Below are 16,648 nucleotides of genomic sequence, written 5' to 3' on the forward strand. Positions count from 1 at the left end.
ACGTTTGAAAATTACCCCAAGCGAATATTTATCGGTTTATCGGTGATGTTTGCTCAAGTTATTTTGGGTTCCGCAGCGTATGCTGCCGAGCCTGTAATGATCACTGTTTCAAAAGGATTTGGCTTAACGCTATTTGCTTCTGATTTAGGTGATGCAAAGCAGTTAGCACTTGGTACTAATGGCACCTTGTTTGTAGGTTCTCATAAAGAGGGGATCATCACTGCATTGGTTGATGCCAACCAAGATGGCAGAGTTGATAAACGTTATATCATTGCTAAAGGACTCCACTATCCAGAAGCGATAGCCTTTCATGATGGTGCACTTTATGTCGCAGAAGATGAGCGCATATTAAGGTTTGTTGAGATTGAATCCCGCCTGAGGAGACCTGGGCGACCAAAAGAGGTGTATGACCGCTTACCTAGCAACACTAAGAAGAGTCGCAGAGCAATGCATTTTGGCCCTGATGGTAGGCTCTATATTGCCATTGGCGCTCCGTGTAATGTGTGTGAGCCTGAAGATCCATTTGGCAGCATCATCGCGATTAATGTTGAGAGTGGTGAGAGTGAGCAAATTGTCAGTGGTGTTCGCCGAGTCGGTGCTTTTGATTGGTCGGTAGCTGACAGCGAGCTGTGGTTTTCTGAACTCGGCCGCAATTGGATGGGGGATAACTTACCACCGGATGAGATCAATAAGGTTGAAACGGTCGGTAGTCACTACGGATTTCCCTATATTCATGCAACAGATGTTATTGAGCCCGCTTATGATAAGCCTGAAAACCTAAAGGTTGTAGCGCCTCAGTTTGAGTTGCCCGCTCATGTTGCACCTTTAGGGCTACATTTTTATCGTGGCGAGCAATTCCCCGAGCGCTATCATAACCAAATGTTCATCGCTGAAAATGGTTCTTGGAACCGCTCAAGCAAGGTTGGATATCAAGTGGTAATGCTTGAAATTGAAAACAAAAAAATTGTCAAACGCAGTACGGTTGTTAGCTTTTTAGATGGTGAGTTTCCAGTTGCTAGACCTCATTCATTGCTCACCGCACCCGATGGTGGCATGTATATTTCAGACGATTTAAAAGGCAATGTTTACCGTTTATATTACAAGAATGCACCAAAGAGTCAGTCACAGGATAATGATTAATGAGTGATGCGATAGATTTAAGCTTAGACGGCGTAGAGCAAATGCCAATGCGCCGCTTCACGGAAGAGGCATACCTTAATTATTCGATGTACGTCATCATGGATCGCGCTTTGCCGCATATCGGTGACGGACTCAAACCCGTTCAAAGGCGTATTATTTATGCCATGAGTGAGCTTGGGTTGTCTGCACAGTCAAAGCATAAGAAGTCTGCCCGTACAGTGGGTGACGTGCTTGGTAAATACCACCCGCACGGTGACAGTGCCTGTTATGAAGCTATGGTGCTTATGGCGCAACCATTCTCTTACCGTTATCCATTAGTTGATGGCCAAGGTAACTGGGGGGCGCCGGATGATCCAAAGTCATTTGCGGCAATGCGATATACCGAAGCTAGGTTATCTAAATTTTCTGAAGTACTGCTCAGTGAGTTAGGACAAGGTACCGTCGATTGGGGCGTTAACTTTGATGGTACGATGAAAGAGCCATTAGTATTACCTGCAAGACTGCCTCATATTCTGCTTAATGGTATTACCGGTATTGCTGTGGGCATGGCAACTGATGTTCCGCCTCATAATGCTAAAGAGCTTGTGGGTGCCTGTGTTGAGCTGCTTGATAACCCTAAAGCAGACTTGCCACGATTAATGGAATTTGTTCCAGGGCCAGACTATCCAACAGAAGCTGAAATCATTACACCATCAGCGGATATTGCTAAAATTTATCAAACGGGTCGTGGCTCTATTAAGGCACGAGCTGTTTACACCATTGAAAATGGCGAGGTGGTGATATCCGCGCTACCGCATCAAGCGAGTAGCGGTAAAATCTTAGAGCAAATTGCGGCGCAAATGCAGGCTAAGAAATTACCTATGGTAACGGATTTACGTGATGAGTCTGATCACGAAAGCCCTGTACGTATGGTCATAGTACCTCGTTCAAATCGTGTTGATTGCGATCAGATGATGGCGCACTTATTTGCTACGACCGATTTAGAGAAAAGCTATAGAGTTAACCTGAATGTGTTGGGGCTGAATGGTCGTCCGCAGGTTAAAGGTCTACGTGAGTTGTTAACAGAGTGGCTTGTCTTCCGGATGACCACGGTTAAGCGTCGCTTAGAGTTTAGATTAGATAAGATATTAGCTCGATTACATATTCTCGATGCATTAATGATTGCATTTTTGAACATCGATGAAGTCATTGAGATCATTCGTTTTCATGATGATCCCAAAGCAGAGTTAATGACTCGGTTTGAGCTGTCTGATAAGCAAGCTGATGCAATTTTGGATTTGAAACTTCGCCATTTAGCCAAGTTAGAAGAGTTTAAGATTAAGTCAGAGCAAAGTGAGTTAGAAGCCGAGCGAGACAAGCTGCAACTGTTGCTCAGCTCTGAGCGTCGAATGAAGACGTTGATAAAGAAAGAGTTGATCAAAGATGGTGAAGATTATGGTGATGATCGCCGTTCACCGCTTGTGGTACGCGGTGAGTCAAAAGCATTAACAGAGCAAGAGTTAGTACCTGCAGAGTCAGTCACTGTTGTCTTGTCAGAAAAGGGCTGGGTGCGATGTGCTAAAGGGCACGAAGTTGATGGTAAGAGCTTATCTTATAAAGCGGGGGATGAGTTCTTGTGTTCCGCTCCAGGGCGCAGTAATCAGCCAAGTGTGTTTATTGATACCTCCGGTAGGGCCTTTGCAACTGAGACTCATACACTACCATCTGCGCGCTCTCAAGGGGAGCCGATAACGACTCGTTTCAATTTGGCGCCTGGTGCAACGATGGAGCATGTGCTACTTGCTGACGAAAGCCAGTGTTACATATTGGCATCCGATGCGGGCTACGGCTTTATTGCAGCTAACAAAGACATGATATCGCGTAATAAGGCAGGTAAAGCACTGTTAAGCCTGCCTGCGAATGCTAAGGTTTTACTGCCTCAAAAAGTAGATAAATCGAAAGCTCAGTCAATCTTAGCCATTACCAACGAAGGCAGAATGTTGCTGTTCTCCTTAGATGCATTACCCCAGCTGACTAAAGGTAAGGGTAACAAGATAATCGGTATACCGACCGAGAGAGCTAAGAATCGAGAAGAGTTGCTAATTCACCTAAATGTAATCCCTGAAGATATGCCTGTCACGCTATGGGCGGGTAAGCGCAAGCTAACGTTGAAGCCGAGCGATCTAGAGCATTATCGAGGAGAGCGGGGTCGTAGAGGGGCGAAATTGCCACGAGGGCTGCAGCGAGTTGATAGTGTAGAACTCGGAGATGGTGAACCTGTCGTTTAATTTCTTGAAATAAAAAATGCAGCCAATTGGCTGCATTTTTTTATCTATTCATTGCTTGGATTAGTTAAGCAACTTCATAGTATTTAGGTTCGATATCGACTTGTCTTTGGATAATTTGACTGGCCATTTTTACGCATTTTCCACACTGATCGCCCACGCCTAAACGCTTCTTTACATCAGCTAATGAAGCATCGCCTTGGCTAACAGCTTCTTTAATCTGAGTATCTGTAATCGCATGACAAAGACAAACGTACATAAATAATGGTCCAACAATCGAATATGCACGAAGTATAAATGAAAACGATTCTCAATGCTAATAACTGATGAGAATAGTTATCAATCATTCGATAGGTTGGTAGTTATTAAAAACATTGCAGCTGATCACAACCAAGTGCTGCTGTGGGCACTTGGTCATGTTTTGCGCCGTAAGAGTTAATTCTTGATTTTGAAGCCGGTCTAATAACCGCGCTCAAAATGAACCCGATGGGCTAGCTCTTCGCCTTTTATCCACTTGTGGTAGTTTTCAGAGAAGATTTCTACTACTTGTTCTGGAAAACTTGGGGCTGCAATATGTGGGGTGATAACAACATTGTCTAACGACCAAATAGGGTGTGATTCCGGTAATGGCTCTTGATTAAATACATCGAGTATTGCTTGCTGTTGCTGGTTTTGAATCAGCTGGATATAGAGCGAATCAAGGTCAAGTACGTCGCCTCGGCCTAAGTTAAACAACACTACCTCTTTTTTTAGCAGGGATAATGTATGTTGGTTCAGAGCACCGCGCGTCTCTGGAGTACTCGGCAAGATACTCGCAACCGCATCCGCTCTTGGTAGATGACGAGTTAAGTTGGCTAAGGTGTCGACTTCATCAAAACCTTTGGTGGGTTTTGCCCCGCGATTAATACCAATGACATGCATGCCAAAGTGTTTGGCGGTTTGGGCTATATGCTTTGCAATAGAGCCGGTACCTAAAAGCAGTAGGTTCTGCCCTTGTAAAGTCTTATAGCTACCTGGTAGCCATACTTTCTGAGCTTGCTGAGTCTTATAGCGGCCGTGTTCACGTTGGTAAGCAAGGAGGTAGCCAAACAGATATTCGCTCATTAATGGACCAAAGATCCCTCGCACATTTGTGAGTTCATAGTCTCGTCGCTGCCTAGGTTTAACTAATGCGTCAACACCGGCAAAAGTTGACTGCATCCATTTTAAATTTGTAGCATGGGGCAGTATTGGAGCTGCCAGACTCGGTTCTGCAAGCCAAATGTCAGCGTTAAATATGTTTTGCGGATTATCATCCAAAATATGCACATTTGGCAGGTGGCAAGAAGTCAGAAGCTGACGATATTTTTCATTTTCTCTGGTGAGCAATAGTAACTTGTGTCCCATGCTGACTCCCTTTATCCTAGCTATATATCATTAAATTAGAGTACGTTTATGTCCAAGTTGATTGAATTTCTGAGCTACTTAGGTTCGTTTATCTATCCCTGGCTAACAGAAGCTTCAACAGCAATTGTTGCTTGCGCGCTGGTAGTATTTGGCAGCGACATTAACCGCTTTTTACGTCGTTATCTTGCTGGACGCTCTTTCATTATTCGAACGCTGATTTTTGTTGTCGTCAATGCGTTTGGTTATGGGCTAATTATAGTAAAATTAAGCCCGTTGCTAGCGCAATATATGGCTCGTGTTCCATCACATTGGCTGTTTCTACTAGTCTTGGCCATTTTCTTTGCTATTGGTAGCTGGGCTCAACGTAATAAACAAGTTTAAGCCGTTAATTTCAGTGTAGATTATATTACTGTGGTTTGGGACATCTATATGTAAAGAATGGTTACCACTAGCGATTAATTACCGTCAATAGTCAGTCTCTTGCTGCACTAATTTGTGTGATTGTAGCAAGCGCTTCATCTGGAAAATTACTGAAGATACCATCAACTCCACGCTTGGCTAACATCTCTATATCATCAATAAAATCCACCGTATAAACGTACACTTTTGCACCTCGTCTATGGGCGTCTTCAATCATCTCTTGAGTGATAAAACTGAGGCCTAAGTGAATCGAGTAAGCATCTAAATCGGTAACAACTTTTGCAAGATCAAAGGGAATTCCTTCAATGAGAGGCGCGACTTTTGCCTGCGGGTAATGCTGCTTGAAGTCATAAAGCTGGCGGTGGTTAAAAGATGAGATCAGCAGCAGATTTGGATCATATATTTGTTGTTCGACAAATTTTGCGTATAACGCTATAAAAGCAGGCAGAACTGACAATCCTTTAAGCTCGATATTAACTTCTATATTGTGAGGTTTGAGCAGCGCTAAAACATCTATAAGCCTAGGAATTACTTCTCCGGATACAGTAATACTCCGCAAATATTCTGCGCTGACGACATCTATTAGCCCGCGACCAGAACTCGTGGCTTCGAGTCTACGGTCGTGGAAAACATAGAGCTCTTCTTCGACTAAATGAATATCCAGTTCAACAGCCGTAGCACCTAACTTAATCGCTTTTTCAAAAGCCTTTAAGGTATTTTCGGGGGCACTACCGCTGGCACCGCGATGAGCAAATACCTTCATTACTGAGTTTCTCTAATCATAGGGGATTAAGTCCGTATTAAATTTTGCACATCTTTGGCCTGTCCAGGAGACAAGTGAACCTCTAATTGAGGGTAGGCAAGTTCTAAATTGTTATCGCGTAATTTCTTACTGATCTGTTTATGAAGCTTATGCCTAAGCGGCCAACGTGTACCCATGTCTTTGGCGTAAGCTCTGACCTCAAAGTCTTGGGTATGCTGACCAAACCCTGCAAACCATACTTCTGGTTCTGGTGTGAGTAGGGCATCATCACACTCTTGCACAGCTTGATAAAGAGCAGCCTCCACGCGTGCGGGATCGGAATCTCGCGCTACAGAGACATATACGATAACTCTTGTTATTGGATCTGAAAGCGACCAGTTAATCAGCTGCTCAGTAATAAAGGCCTTATTAGGCACAATGATCTCTTTTCGATCCCAGTCGATTATGGTGGTGGCACGGATCTGGATTTTACTGACAGTACCAGTGAGATCTCTAATCGTTACCGTATCACCAATTCGTACTGGTTTTTCGAATAGGATGATGAGGCCCGAGATAAAGTTAGCAAAAATCTCTTGCAAGCCAAATCCTAAGCCTACTGATAGAGCTGCGACTAACCACTGCAGCTTCGACCACTCCATCCCTAATGTAGAGAATCCGCTTAATACACCAAAGACAATCACTAAATAGCGACAAACTGTAGTTAGTGCAAAACCAGTGCCTTGGCTGAGGTCTAATCGTTGAAGAATCGTTAGTTCAATCAAGCCTGGTAAATTGGTGGCAATCATCATTGAAAAACCTACAATGATAAGCGAGAGCAAGAGTGATTTTAAGGTGATCGGTAGTTGCTGTTCAATGCCGTTGATAGTGGTATTACTAGACCACAATGTTACTCCATCGAGCAAAGAGAATAATGCTGTATGAGTTTGGGTCCAAAGGCCTACAATGCTGGCCAAAAAGGCTAATAGTAAGAGTGAGCGAACCAAACCTAAAGATTGTCCTGAAATCGTCTCTAAATCGACCTCTGGCTCTTCATAGGTATCGAGTTGCTCTGGTGAATTAACTTCCCCTTTTTCACGTTGTGCGAGTACTTCTGCACGCTTTGTCTTAGCGCGTTCAAAGGCAATTCGTCGTCTCTCTATTAACATCCAGCGTTTTATTAACTGATAAAGTAATAAAAAGCCTAGGCCAAAAATCAATGATAGCTGCAACTGCAGGAACATTTGCACAGCTGTGTAGTAGTAACCTAAGAAGGCCAATACAGCACAAGCTATTGGCGTTATGATTAGCATTGCCCACAGTAATTTTTGGATAAGCTTTCTGTTTTTATCGCCGTGATGATGCTTATTCTCTCGGTTGGATATTTCTAAAATATCCTTATAGAACCAAAAAAGCATTAAACAGAAAATGATAAATGCACCACGTCCTAAGCTATTTCTAACGAGCGAAGTATCAATGATTTCGGCAAATGCTGTGATGCCTAAAAATGGGGTTACCATAAAGGTAAGTTGCTTAAACTTCGCTTGTCCGGCGCGTACTATGCTTCGCTGCGCTTTGAAGTGATTAATCAGCAACCCCTTATCTAAAGCGAGTAAAAACACCAAGCGATATAGTTGATAGAAAATGCCCACTGCCAAAATGCCCATACCTATGGCGGAAACAAAGTTAATACTAGATAAATAAAAAATTGTCCCCGCGAGAATGATTGGAAGCGGTTTGAGCAGGCTGTAGCTCGCAGAGTTAAGTAGTACGTGCCAAGTATAAATAAACTTGTCTTGAGTAACGTTACCTACAAATGGCAGTTCACGTCGCATTGCTGCTTTAAACTTTGGTGTGAGAATATCTTGTGCCACGAGGCTAACGATAAACAAAATTAACCACCAAGACCATAAACTGCCTTGTTCAGTGAATGAGTTTTGCAGTTGCTTCCAAGGGGCTTGTTGGATCATCCACTGCACGCTTTGGTGCAGTTCAGTTAGCCAAAGCCCCCCAATTCGATTAGCGTTAGGCACCCAAAATAGATGCTCATTTAGCGTGTCTCTTAAAGTGATGTATTGCTGGTTAAGTTGCTCGTTGCTCACTCTTAAATCAGCTAACTCACTTAAGTATTGGTCATAGCTTTGCAGAAGTTGCTGTAGTAGTAACTCTTGAGAAATAAGCAGCTTTGCATGCAGTTGTGTTGGCTTTGGTACACCACTAAGCAGCTGTTCATTAATGGTTTGTGATTGCTCTATTTGGTATCGGGCTAATCGTGCGTCGGCAATCTCTGATTGCACCTTATCTTGGCTTGGTGGTTTGGGTAATGCCTGTAGCATCTGCAGAAAACGTTCACCGAATGCTGAGTTGAGCTTGAGCCAACTTATCTGCTGTTGAATATTAGTGAGCTGCTTAGCTTGATCTTGGTACTGTGCCTCAGCATGCTCTTGCTGTGTCAGTGCTTGGCTAATTTTGAGATTAAGTGCTTTTAGTGTTTCGCCATATTGTTGATTTGCTTCATTAAGGGCTTGAGCAATAGGATCTGTAGCGGTTGAATCAGGAACTAAACTTTGGGCTATTGCAGCTTCAGTACGCTTGTGGCGTTGTAATTCTAGCTGTTGGTTGATGCGCTCAATAAACAGTTCTTGCTGTAACAACTGCTCACGAACTAGCTGTAACTGCAGCTGGTTGAGGTCAATTTCTTTCTGACTACTGGCTAAGCTTGCTTCAAGGGTGACGACATGCTGCTGATATAGCTCTCTTTGAGCCAGTAGTATTTTATTCGCTAGGGTCTGCTCATTAGATAGCTTGATTTTTTTGTGCTTTTTGAGCGTTGCTCGCGCACCATTTAAGGTTTTTGGCAAATTATTTAATGCGCTATTTAGCTCATTAATTTTATTACTCAAACTGATTTCAACTTCTTTCAATTCAGAAAGTCGCAGGTAGGCCATTGAACCTTGTTGGCTAATATCTTGCTCTGTTGAAAGCGTGACTGCTTTCTTTGCTTCTGCTATTTGCTGCAATAGGTTTGCTTTATGTAATTCAAAATTACTTAGCAGTGTTTTAGCATTTTTTTCGGTAAGTGCTAGCTCTTGAATTTTTGACTGTAGTAAAAACAACTGTTGTTGTGGAGTCTTAGTTTCACTAGTTGTAGGATTTAGCCCCAACTTTTTTTCAAGAGAAGTGGGTTGGTTTGCATTGGCAGTGGAACAAAATAGACACAGGAAGACCAATAAAAAACGATGCATGATTAGCAGCTTGCATAAATCAAAAAGGACTAACTTATAGTAGCCAAGTTATCAGAATAAAGAAATCGAACTATGCAGTCTTTTTAACCCGTTGTGACTCTGTTGGGTTTCAAATAATGCTGTAGCAACGACTAGAGTCCCGCCAATAATAGTCTTAATATCGAGATCTTCACCTAAAAGCAGTAATGCCAAAACGGCGCCATAGAAAGGTTGTAAACAAGAGACTAGACCAACTGTTTTGGCACTGAGTAAGCGCAGTGCAGAAGTGAATAGAGCATGGGGGGCGGCAGTGAATATAGTGCCAAGCAGTATGATTAACCACCAAACATTAGATTCAATGGTGCTGACCTCGACCGACAACCAAGGTGCAAGAAAAACCACTGCTACAGCGGTTTGGTAAAGCATCGCTTGTTGGCCGCTATATTGAGAAAAATAGCGTTTGTGCAATAAATTTCTGGCAGTGAAAAGTGCTGCAGAAACAATGCCTATGACTATCCCAAGAGTAACGTCATTGCCAAGGCTCGCCTCAGGAATAAGCAGGCTAACGCCTATCAAAACTAAAACGCCACTTATAACATCGGCGAGTTGTAGTTTTGATTTTGTCACTAAAGGTTCTGCCAATACGGTCATTACAGGGTAGGTAAAAAACGCAATCATGCCAATGGCAACAGAGGATAGTTGCATAGAGGCAAAATAAGTCACCCAATGTAAACTCACAATCACCCCCAGCCCAATGGCAACCCAATAATCTTTAGCTGCTTCAAGAGCTATTTTTTGCTTACTGAGTTTGACTATCAGTGACAGAACCGCAGCCGCGACTACACAGCGTAAAACGGTGATATCTAAGGCGCTTAAGGGAATGAGCTTAGAAAACAGAGCGGTACCACCGAAAAGTAGCACCGCTAAATGCAGTTCAACCAGCCCTGTTTTTTTATCATTGGGATTCAATGTGAATTTAGTCTTCTATTTTTGCAAAAGCTTGACCCATACGGGTGACGCTGCGTGGTTCTACACCATCAGCAAACTCATCGAGAGCATCTTTAGCAAACAACATGACCACAGTACTGCCTAGCTTGAAGCGACCCATTTCAGCACCTTTTTCAAGAGTTAGTGCATCAGGGCCTTCGGTTGGGTAGTCCCAAGTAAACACATCTTTACCGGTTGGTGGAGTGACGGTACCCGCCCAAATAGTCTCGATACTTGCAACAATTGTCGCTCCTACAAGCACCATCGCCATCGGACCAATTTCGGTTTCGAAAATCGCCACCACACGCTCGTTACGAGCAAATAAGCCTGGTACATTTTGCGCGGTTAACGGATTAACTGAAAATAGTTCACCAGGCACATAAGTCATCTTCGACAGAGTGCCTTTGATTGGCATATGAATGCGATGGTAATCTTTAGGGGCTAAATAGATGGTTGCGAAATCACCCTCTTCAAAACGTTTAGCGTCCGCAGCTTGGTTGCCCAAGAGTGCTAGTGATGAGTAATCATGACCTTTAGCTTGAAAGATACGACCATCTTCAATAGGCCCTAACTGACTTACCGCGCCGTCCACTGGGTGGATGATGTAATCTTTATCTTCACAAAGCGGGCGAATACCTGGTTTTAATGCACGAGTGAAAAACTGATTAAAAGTTGGGTAAGCCTCTGGTGCTGGCTGCGCCGCTTCACTCATGTCTATTTTGTATTGTTTGATAAACCATTTAATTGCTGCCGTGGTGACTGAGCCCATTTCTGCTGCGGCTAGCTTTCCCACAAGGCGCGAAACAAGGTGCTTTGGCATAATATACTGCAGCGCAATTTTAACTTTATCCAATTTTAAATTCCTTTCTATTCTAGTTCTATTCGTCTGGACCGGCTCTAAAGTGACGAGCATGTCTTTGCTCGTCCAGACTGGCAATGATTTTGTGGTAATTTTGGTATCTATCTTGGCTGATCTCTCCAGCCTCTAATGCTTCTGCTATTGAACAGCCAGGATCATTTAGGTGCTTGCAGTCTCTAAACTTACAGGTTCCCAAATAGTCTCTAAACTCAATAAAGCACTGACCGACTCTTTCTGCAGGCAAATGCCAAAGTGCAAACTCACGAACACCTGGGGAGTCGATTAAATCGCCGCCAGTTGAAATGTGCAGTAGTTTAGCTGTCGTGGTTGTGTGTTGACCAAGACCTGAGTTTTCCGATATATCGCCAGTTAGCAGTTCAGCATCTGGCATCATGGCATTAATCATTGATGATTTACCGACACCGGATTGACCAACAAAAACACTGACCTTACCATCCATTAATTGGTTGATTTGCTCAACGCCTTCGCCTGTTTTACTGCTGACTTTATAGACGTCATAGCCAATATCACGATAACGCTGTAGTGCAGCTTCAATTTCAGGTAGCTCTTCAGGCGTTATCAGGTCAACTTTGTTGAGTACAATAACTGGCGCAATACCGGTATCTTCAGAAGCAACCAAATAACGGTCGATAATCTGTGTGGTAAAGGCAGGCTTTACGGAAGTGACAATGAGGATCTGATCTATGTTGGCGGCAATGATTTTTACACCGTCATACAGATCAGGCCTAGATAGAAGCGAGTGCCTTGGATGGACGGCTTCTACAATCCCTTCAATTCGGCTGGCACCTGACTCACTGGTTAGTGCTAAGCGAACAATGACTTTGTCACCGGTAACTAAGCTTTTAATGTTTCGGCGTATATTACAACGCGCAAGGTGTCCTGTTTCGGTCTCAACATCTGCATGCTGCCCAAAACGAGAAATAATGGTACCAAGCTGCTCTGGCCCTAACGAGTTGTCCTGTAGTTCAGGCGTATTGTCGCTAGGTTCGCTGCTTTGCAATTTCTTTTTTTGGTTGTTACGCATTCTGCGTAACTGACCTTGGCTTAATGGTTTCTTTTTGCTCACGTATTACTCACGTAATTTGCCTTCAATGATAAAGGTGATTTTTTGTCGCTTAAAAAAGCAGTATGATACACCGTCTTAAACAAAAAAGCCTGAATTTAGGCTAACAGGGATTACAGGTCGCGTTATGGCTATAGATGAAAACAACCTTATTTGGGTCGATCTTGAGATGACAGGACTAGAGCCTGCTGTTGATAGGATTATTGAAATTGCGACTATAGTAACCGATAAAGAGTTAAATATTATCGCGCAAGGTCCTGTTATTGCGATTCATCAAACAGATGAACAACTCGCATTAATGGACGATTGGAACCAAAAGCATCATGGTGAATCTGGACTGGTTGAGCGAGTAAAAGCCAGCCAATTTAGCGAAGAGGACGCGATTGCACAGACGATTGAGTTTTTATCGCAATATGTTCCAGCGGGTGCTTCACCTATGTGTGGTAACAGCATTGGCCAAGATCGCCGTTTTTTAAATCGGTATATGCCAGCACTTGAAGACTTTTTTCACTACCGAAATATCGATGTCAGTACAGTTAAAGAACTTGTACGCCGCTGGGAGCCTTCAGCAATGGAAGGCTTTACCAAACAAAATACTCACCAAGCGTTACTCGATATCCAAGAGTCTATCGCTGAATTGCAGTTTTATCGTGCAAAAGTATTTAAAATTTGACCATTCAGTCAGTTTATTTGCAAGAAGGGGTTGCAGAGCAGTGAAATTCTCCTATAATGCGGCCTCAACTTTTCGCTAAGCGGTAAACCTAGCGATTATTAATAAAAGTTGAAATGCGACATTAGCTCAGTTGGTAGAGCGATACCTTGCCAAGGTATAGGTCATCGGTTCGAACCCGATATGTCGCTCCAAATATTAATTTACTGGATCACCAAATTCGGTAAGTAAAAAGTTTTAAGCAACATTAGCTCAGTTGCTAAGGGAAAGAACGATACCTTTAGTCAACGTATACAGCTAAGCTGTTATAAAAAGTTTAAAGCGACATTAGCTCAGTTGCTAAGGGAAAGAACGATACCTTTAGTTAACGTATACAGCTAAGCTGTTATAAAAAGTTTTAAGCAACATTAGCTCAGTTGCTAAGGGAAAGAACGATACCTTTAGTCAACGCATACAGCTAAGCTGTTATAAAAAGTTTAAAGCGACATTAGCTCAGTTGGTAGAGCGATACCTTGCCAAGGTATAGGTCATCGGTTCGAACCCGATATGTCGCTCCAATTTAAAAGATTACGCGACATTAGCTCAGTTGGTAGAGCGATACCTTGCCAAGGTATAGGTCATCGGTTCGAACCCGATATGTCGCTCCAATTTCAAAGATTACGCGACATTAGCTCAGTTGGTAGAGCGATACCTTGCCAAGGTATAGGTCATCGGTTCGAACCCGATATGTCGCTCCAATCTTTCTCTTCCAAAACCTCAAAACCTCAAAAAAACTACAGCAAAATAAATGCATAGCTCAGTTGTGCTTGTAGATAAAGTAGATACCCTCTTTTTGCCAAGGTATAGCTCATCGGTTCGAACCCACTGTTGTTTGAAGCTAAAAGCTCGCTCCAATCTTCCTCTATCAAAACCTCATATAATCAAAAGCCGTTAAAATAAAACAGATCTGTAGCTCAGTTGGGCTTGTAGATAAAGTAGATAGCCTCTTTTTGCCAAGGTATAGGTTATCGGTTCGAACCCACTGTTGTTTGAAGCTAAAAGCTAGCTCCAATCTTCCTCTATCAAAACCTCATATAATCAAAAGCCGTTAAAATAAAACAGATCTGTAGCTCAGTTGGGCTTGTAGATAAAGTTGATACCCTCTTTTTGCCAAGGTATAGGTTATCGGTTAGAACTCTCTTGTATGAAATCAAAAGCTCGCTCCAAGCTTCCTCTAGCAAAATCTCATAAAATCAAAAAGCACTACAGCAAAAATATATCCGAAGCTCAGTTGTGGTTGTAGATAAAGTTGATAGCCTCTTTCTGCCAAGGTATAGGTCATTGGCTCGAATCCACGCTTTTGAAATCGAAAGCTCTGCACAGCTTTCTTCTCTCAATGAGCTTCTTTTAGGTTCCTGTCCGTTTTGTCTCTGTGTGGGATGTAATGGACTAAACTATTTAGAGAGATTGAAGTGACTATAATTTGAGAGGAAGAAGCTGGGACGTGGTTGCGATAGCGTGATCGAGCGCTAGTTTCTTTAATAATCTCTAAAGTAGGCGTGTTTGGAGTAGGTAAAACATGACAGCCTTCAAATCTTCAGTTTTTTGTTCAGACCATAATAGCATCAGACTAATTTTTAGCTTGTCACCGAAAGTGCGAGCGATAGGAGAGCGGTATATGCGTATTCAACAACTTAGTGAGCTTATAGATTATGTAGCGACTTGTCGCATTGAGATGGCTCAGCTATATAGTCGTTTGCATACCCAAGCGGATTCTTCACGAGTTAAGTTAATGCTAGAGTATTTTCAGCATCATCAACGCCAAACAGCTGAAAAACTTGAAAACTATATCGATGAAGCACCTAAGAAAATACTTGATACCTGGTATAAAGATATTGTTTTTGAAGACTTTGTTTCTCGTTGTCAAAAACAGACTTTACCCGCCAATATGACCGAAGATGATGTTTTAGAGCTGCATCTAGAACTCGATAATAAGCTCATAGGCTTAATTGAGAAAACCTCTTTATCTTCAGCCTGTAGCGAGACCAAAGGCGCGCTTGAAGATTTAGTTAGAGTGGAAAAAATTCAACAACAGCGTCTAGTGCATAGCAGTATTCGTATGGACGATATCTAATTCCATGGCTCAGCTTCGTCTAAGCTAAAGGCACTTAACGGTGCCTTTTTTGATCCTCCGGAAGGCTAATGCATCAGCATACTTGTGTTAGATCAAACTATGGAGATTTAAAGGTCTTATGAGTGAACAATTCATATGAGTTTCAGTCTTATTGACTAATATTCTAAATTAGTTGAAGTTCAGTTCTAGGAAAAGCTTAATGAGCGAAAAGTATTTATCTGCATTATTACCAGTATATTCAGTCGAACAAGTGAGGCAGGCTGAAATTACTGCTGTCAAAGATAGTGATATAAGCCTTTTTAACCTCGTAGAGCGAGCCGCTTCGGCGGCTTTTGAACAACTCCAATCACTCGAGCTTCCTACTCAGTCTGTTTTGATCCTCGCTGGACATGGTAATAACGGAGCGGATGCTTATACCACTGCGGCAATGTTGATTAAAGCGGGTTGGTCTGTCTGTTTACAGGCCTCAGTTGCCCCAAGGCCTTCAGAGGAACTATTGCAGGCTATTGTTAAGTTTGAGCAGAGTGGTGGTCGCAGTTCTCCATTTAATATTAACGAGATTACTCAAGCGAATGTGATTGTCGATGGCCTACTCGGCACGGGTGTCAACGGAGAGCTCAATGATGAACTCGTCTCTATTATTAATGCTGTAAATAACAGTGCTGCGTGGGTATTGTCACTCGATGTCCCATCGGGGATTGAACCTAATACAGGGATGGCGAAACAGGTGGCTATAGCAGCCGATATGACACTGTCTTTTGGCGCGATTAAGCAGGGCTTACTGACCAGCCAGGCGCGTCATTTTTGTGGGGCGTTAATCTTAGCTGATATTGGCTTAACCCCTTTCTTACCTAAAAGTTATCTCAAAAAGTTAGTGAGCAAGGACCTTCCAAAGGTGTTTAAACCAAGAAGAAGAGATTCGCATAAGGGAAAGAGCGGAAAAGTTACGGTTATCGGCGGCGATAAGGGCATGTCTGGGGCAGTGAGATTAGCCTCCGAGGCTAGCTTAAGAAGCGGAGCTGGTTTGGTCACTGTGGTTTCTAGACCTGAGCACCAGTTAGTGATTTGCGCTACCCGACCAGAATTGATGTTCTGGGGATGTGAGCTAGTGGATATGGAAGTGTACCTAAAACTAGGTTGGGCTGATGTATTGGTTATTGGACCAGGACTCGGCATGGCTGACTGGGGTTACAATTTATTGAAAGCTGTCGACCTAGCTGATAAACCCTGTGTGATAGATGCCGATGCGTTAAATTTACTGAGTCAGTTTCCTTTAACCGGTAAAAGCTGGGTACTGACTCCTCATCCTGGTGAAGCTGCTAGATTATTAGGTGTCAGTATTGCTGAAATCGAGCAAGATAGGTTTAATGCAGTTCGCCGGCTACATACTAAATACGGTGGCGTGATTGTATTAAAGGGCGCTGGTACGCTAATTTATGATGGTGAGAAATGTATCGTTGCACCCGTTGGTAACCCAGGGCTTGCGAGTGGTGGCTTCGGTGATGTTTTATCAGGCATTATCGGTGCGCTGATGGCGCAAGGCTATGACAATATGCAAGCAGCTTGTTTAGCTGTTGTCATACATGGAGATGCTGCAGATCTTGCTGCTAAAGAAGGGGAGAGAGGGATGCTTGCGAGTGATCTTATGCCTTATATTCATCAGTTGGTTAATCAAATCTAGTTTAGAAATTTAGGTGATTAGGTTAAAGTAGCGCATTCTAGGAAACGTGTTATTTAGGGCATCTTTTTAAATCAATATGAA

Annotated in this window: 13 protein-coding genes and 4 tRNA genes; 10 read left to right on the forward strand and 7 right to left on the reverse strand. The window is 42.9% G+C overall.

What is annotated here, in order from left to right; genetic code table 11:
* Positions 1–45 precede the first annotated feature (45 nt).
* Entirely contained in the window at positions 46–1,140 is a 1,095-nt protein-coding gene (locus SWP_RS03395) for a PQQ-dependent sugar dehydrogenase (RefSeq protein WP_228371138.1), read from the forward strand.
* On the forward strand, positions 1,140–3,407 hold the full coding sequence (parC, locus tag SWP_RS03400) for a DNA topoisomerase IV subunit A (RefSeq protein WP_020910962.1): 2,268 nt from the start codon (positions 1,140–1,142) through the stop codon (positions 3,405–3,407). Before SWP_RS03395 ends, parC begins: the two co-directional genes overlap by 1 nt.
* 64 nt (positions 3,408–3,471) lie before the next feature.
* Here the strand turns inward: parC and SWP_RS03405 are convergent, their stop codons facing one another.
* Both SWP_RS03405 and SWP_RS03410 read right to left on the reverse strand, forming a co-directional pair.
* On the reverse strand, positions 3,472–3,663 hold the full coding sequence (locus SWP_RS03405) for a bacterioferritin-associated ferredoxin (RefSeq protein ID WP_020910963.1): 192 nt from the start codon (positions 3,661–3,663) through the stop codon (positions 3,472–3,474).
* Positions 3,664–3,863: 200 nt separating this feature from the next.
* The gene (locus tag SWP_RS03410; RefSeq protein ID WP_020910965.1) at positions 3,864–4,790 is read right to left on the reverse strand and encodes a D-2-hydroxyacid dehydrogenase; all 927 of its coding nucleotides are present in this window, start codon (positions 4,788–4,790) and stop codon (positions 3,864–3,866) included.
* Between the two features lie 48 nt (positions 4,791–4,838).
* Between SWP_RS03410 and SWP_RS03415 the strand changes: the two genes are divergently transcribed.
* Entirely contained in the window at positions 4,839–5,171 is a 333-nt protein-coding gene (locus SWP_RS03415) for a DUF3392 domain-containing protein (protein WP_020910966.1), read from the forward strand.
* Positions 5,172–5,262: 91 nt separating this feature from the next.
* Here SWP_RS03415 and SWP_RS03420 read toward each other — a convergent pair whose 3' ends face one another.
* The 5 genes from SWP_RS03420 to rsgA are packed head-to-tail and all read right to left on the reverse strand — an operon-like array spanning position 5,263 to position 12,106.
* Positions 5,263–5,973, reverse strand: coding sequence for a glycerophosphodiester phosphodiesterase (locus tag SWP_RS03420; RefSeq protein WP_020910967.1), 711 nt, complete (start codon positions 5,971–5,973; stop codon positions 5,263–5,265).
* 26 nt (positions 5,974–5,999) lie between these two features.
* Positions 6,000–9,194, reverse strand: coding sequence for a mechanosensitive ion channel domain-containing protein (locus SWP_RS03425; RefSeq protein WP_020910968.1), 3,195 nt, complete (start codon positions 9,192–9,194; stop codon positions 6,000–6,002).
* A gap of 51 nt (positions 9,195–9,245) precedes the next feature.
* A complete protein-coding gene (locus SWP_RS03430; RefSeq protein ID WP_020910969.1) occupies positions 9,246–10,142 on the reverse strand; it encodes a DMT family transporter in 897 nt (298 codons plus the stop codon).
* 7 nt (positions 10,143–10,149) lie between these two features.
* Positions 10,150–11,013 carry an archaetidylserine decarboxylase gene (asd, locus tag SWP_RS03435; protein ID WP_044555638.1) on the reverse strand — a complete coding sequence of 288 codons (864 nt, stop codon included), beginning with the start codon at positions 11,011–11,013 and terminating at the stop codon, positions 10,150–10,152.
* Between the two features lie 25 nt (positions 11,014–11,038).
* Positions 11,039–12,106, reverse strand: a complete 1,068-nt coding sequence (rsgA, locus tag SWP_RS03440; RefSeq protein WP_020910971.1) for a small ribosomal subunit biogenesis GTPase RsgA — start codon at positions 12,104–12,106, stop codon at positions 11,039–11,041.
* Between the two features lie 124 nt (positions 12,107–12,230).
* Here rsgA and orn point away from each other — a divergent pair, with 124 nt between their 5' ends.
* The 7 genes from orn to SWP_RS03475 all read left to right on the forward strand — a co-directional run bounded on the left by orn (position 12,231) and on the right by SWP_RS03475 (position 16,567).
* Positions 12,231–12,776: an oligoribonuclease gene (gene orn / locus SWP_RS03445; RefSeq protein WP_020910972.1), complete on the forward strand. Its 546-nt coding sequence runs from the start codon at positions 12,231–12,233 to the stop codon at positions 12,774–12,776.
* A gap of 115 nt (positions 12,777–12,891) precedes the next feature.
* A tRNA-Gly gene (locus SWP_RS03450) sits at positions 12,892–12,967 on the forward strand.
* A gap of 287 nt (positions 12,968–13,254) precedes the next feature.
* Positions 13,255–13,330, forward strand: a tRNA-Gly gene (locus SWP_RS03455).
* Between the two features lie 14 nt (positions 13,331–13,344).
* Positions 13,345–13,420, forward strand: a tRNA-Gly gene (locus SWP_RS03460).
* Positions 13,421–13,434: 14 nt separating this feature from the next.
* Positions 13,435–13,510 (forward strand) — tRNA-Gly (locus SWP_RS03465).
* Between the two features lie 920 nt (positions 13,511–14,430).
* Positions 14,431–14,886 carry a hypothetical protein gene (locus SWP_RS03470; protein WP_020910974.1) on the forward strand — a complete coding sequence of 152 codons (456 nt, stop codon included), beginning with the start codon at positions 14,431–14,433 and terminating at the stop codon, positions 14,884–14,886.
* 199 nt (positions 14,887–15,085) lie between these two features.
* On the forward strand, positions 15,086–16,567 hold the full coding sequence (locus SWP_RS03475) for a bifunctional ADP-dependent NAD(P)H-hydrate dehydratase/NAD(P)H-hydrate epimerase (RefSeq protein ID WP_020910975.1): 1,482 nt from the start codon (positions 15,086–15,088) through the stop codon (positions 16,565–16,567).
* The last annotated feature ends 81 nt before the right edge of the window (positions 16,568–16,648 follow it).

Origin of the sequence: Shewanella piezotolerans WP3 (genome assembly GCF_000014885.1) — a bacterium.
Classification (GTDB): domain Bacteria; phylum Pseudomonadota; class Gammaproteobacteria; order Enterobacterales; family Shewanellaceae; genus Shewanella; species Shewanella piezotolerans.

What these genes read in the sequence shown, in the direction of transcription:
- SWP_RS03395 (WP_228371138.1), top strand. Translation starts at nt 46, where the DNA reads ATGTTTGCTCAAGTTATTTTGGGTTCCGCAGCGTATGCTGCCGAGCCT.
- parC (WP_020910962.1), top strand. Translation starts at nt 1,140, where the DNA reads ATGAGTGATGCGATAGATTTAAGCTTAGACGGCGTAGAGCAAATGCCA.
- SWP_RS03405 (WP_020910963.1), bottom strand. Translation starts at nt 3,663, where the DNA reads ATGTACGTTTGTCTTTGTCATGCGATTACAGATACTCAGATTAAAGAA.
- SWP_RS03410 (WP_020910965.1), bottom strand. Translation starts at nt 4,790, where the DNA reads ATGGGACACAAGTTACTATTGCTCACCAGAGAAAATGAAAAATATCGT.
- SWP_RS03415 (WP_020910966.1), top strand. Translation starts at nt 4,839, where the DNA reads ATGTCCAAGTTGATTGAATTTCTGAGCTACTTAGGTTCGTTTATCTAT.
- SWP_RS03420 (WP_020910967.1), bottom strand. Translation starts at nt 5,973, where the DNA reads ATGAAGGTATTTGCTCATCGCGGTGCCAGCGGTAGTGCCCCCGAAAAT.
- SWP_RS03425 (WP_020910968.1), bottom strand. Translation starts at nt 9,194, where the DNA reads ATGCATCGTTTTTTATTGGTCTTCCTGTGTCTATTTTGTTCCACTGCC.
- orn (WP_020910972.1), top strand. Translation starts at nt 12,231, where the DNA reads ATGGCTATAGATGAAAACAACCTTATTTGGGTCGATCTTGAGATGACA.
- SWP_RS03470 (WP_020910974.1), top strand. Translation starts at nt 14,431, where the DNA reads ATGCGTATTCAACAACTTAGTGAGCTTATAGATTATGTAGCGACTTGT.
- SWP_RS03475 (WP_020910975.1), top strand. Translation starts at nt 15,086, where the DNA reads ATGAGCGAAAAGTATTTATCTGCATTATTACCAGTATATTCAGTCGAA.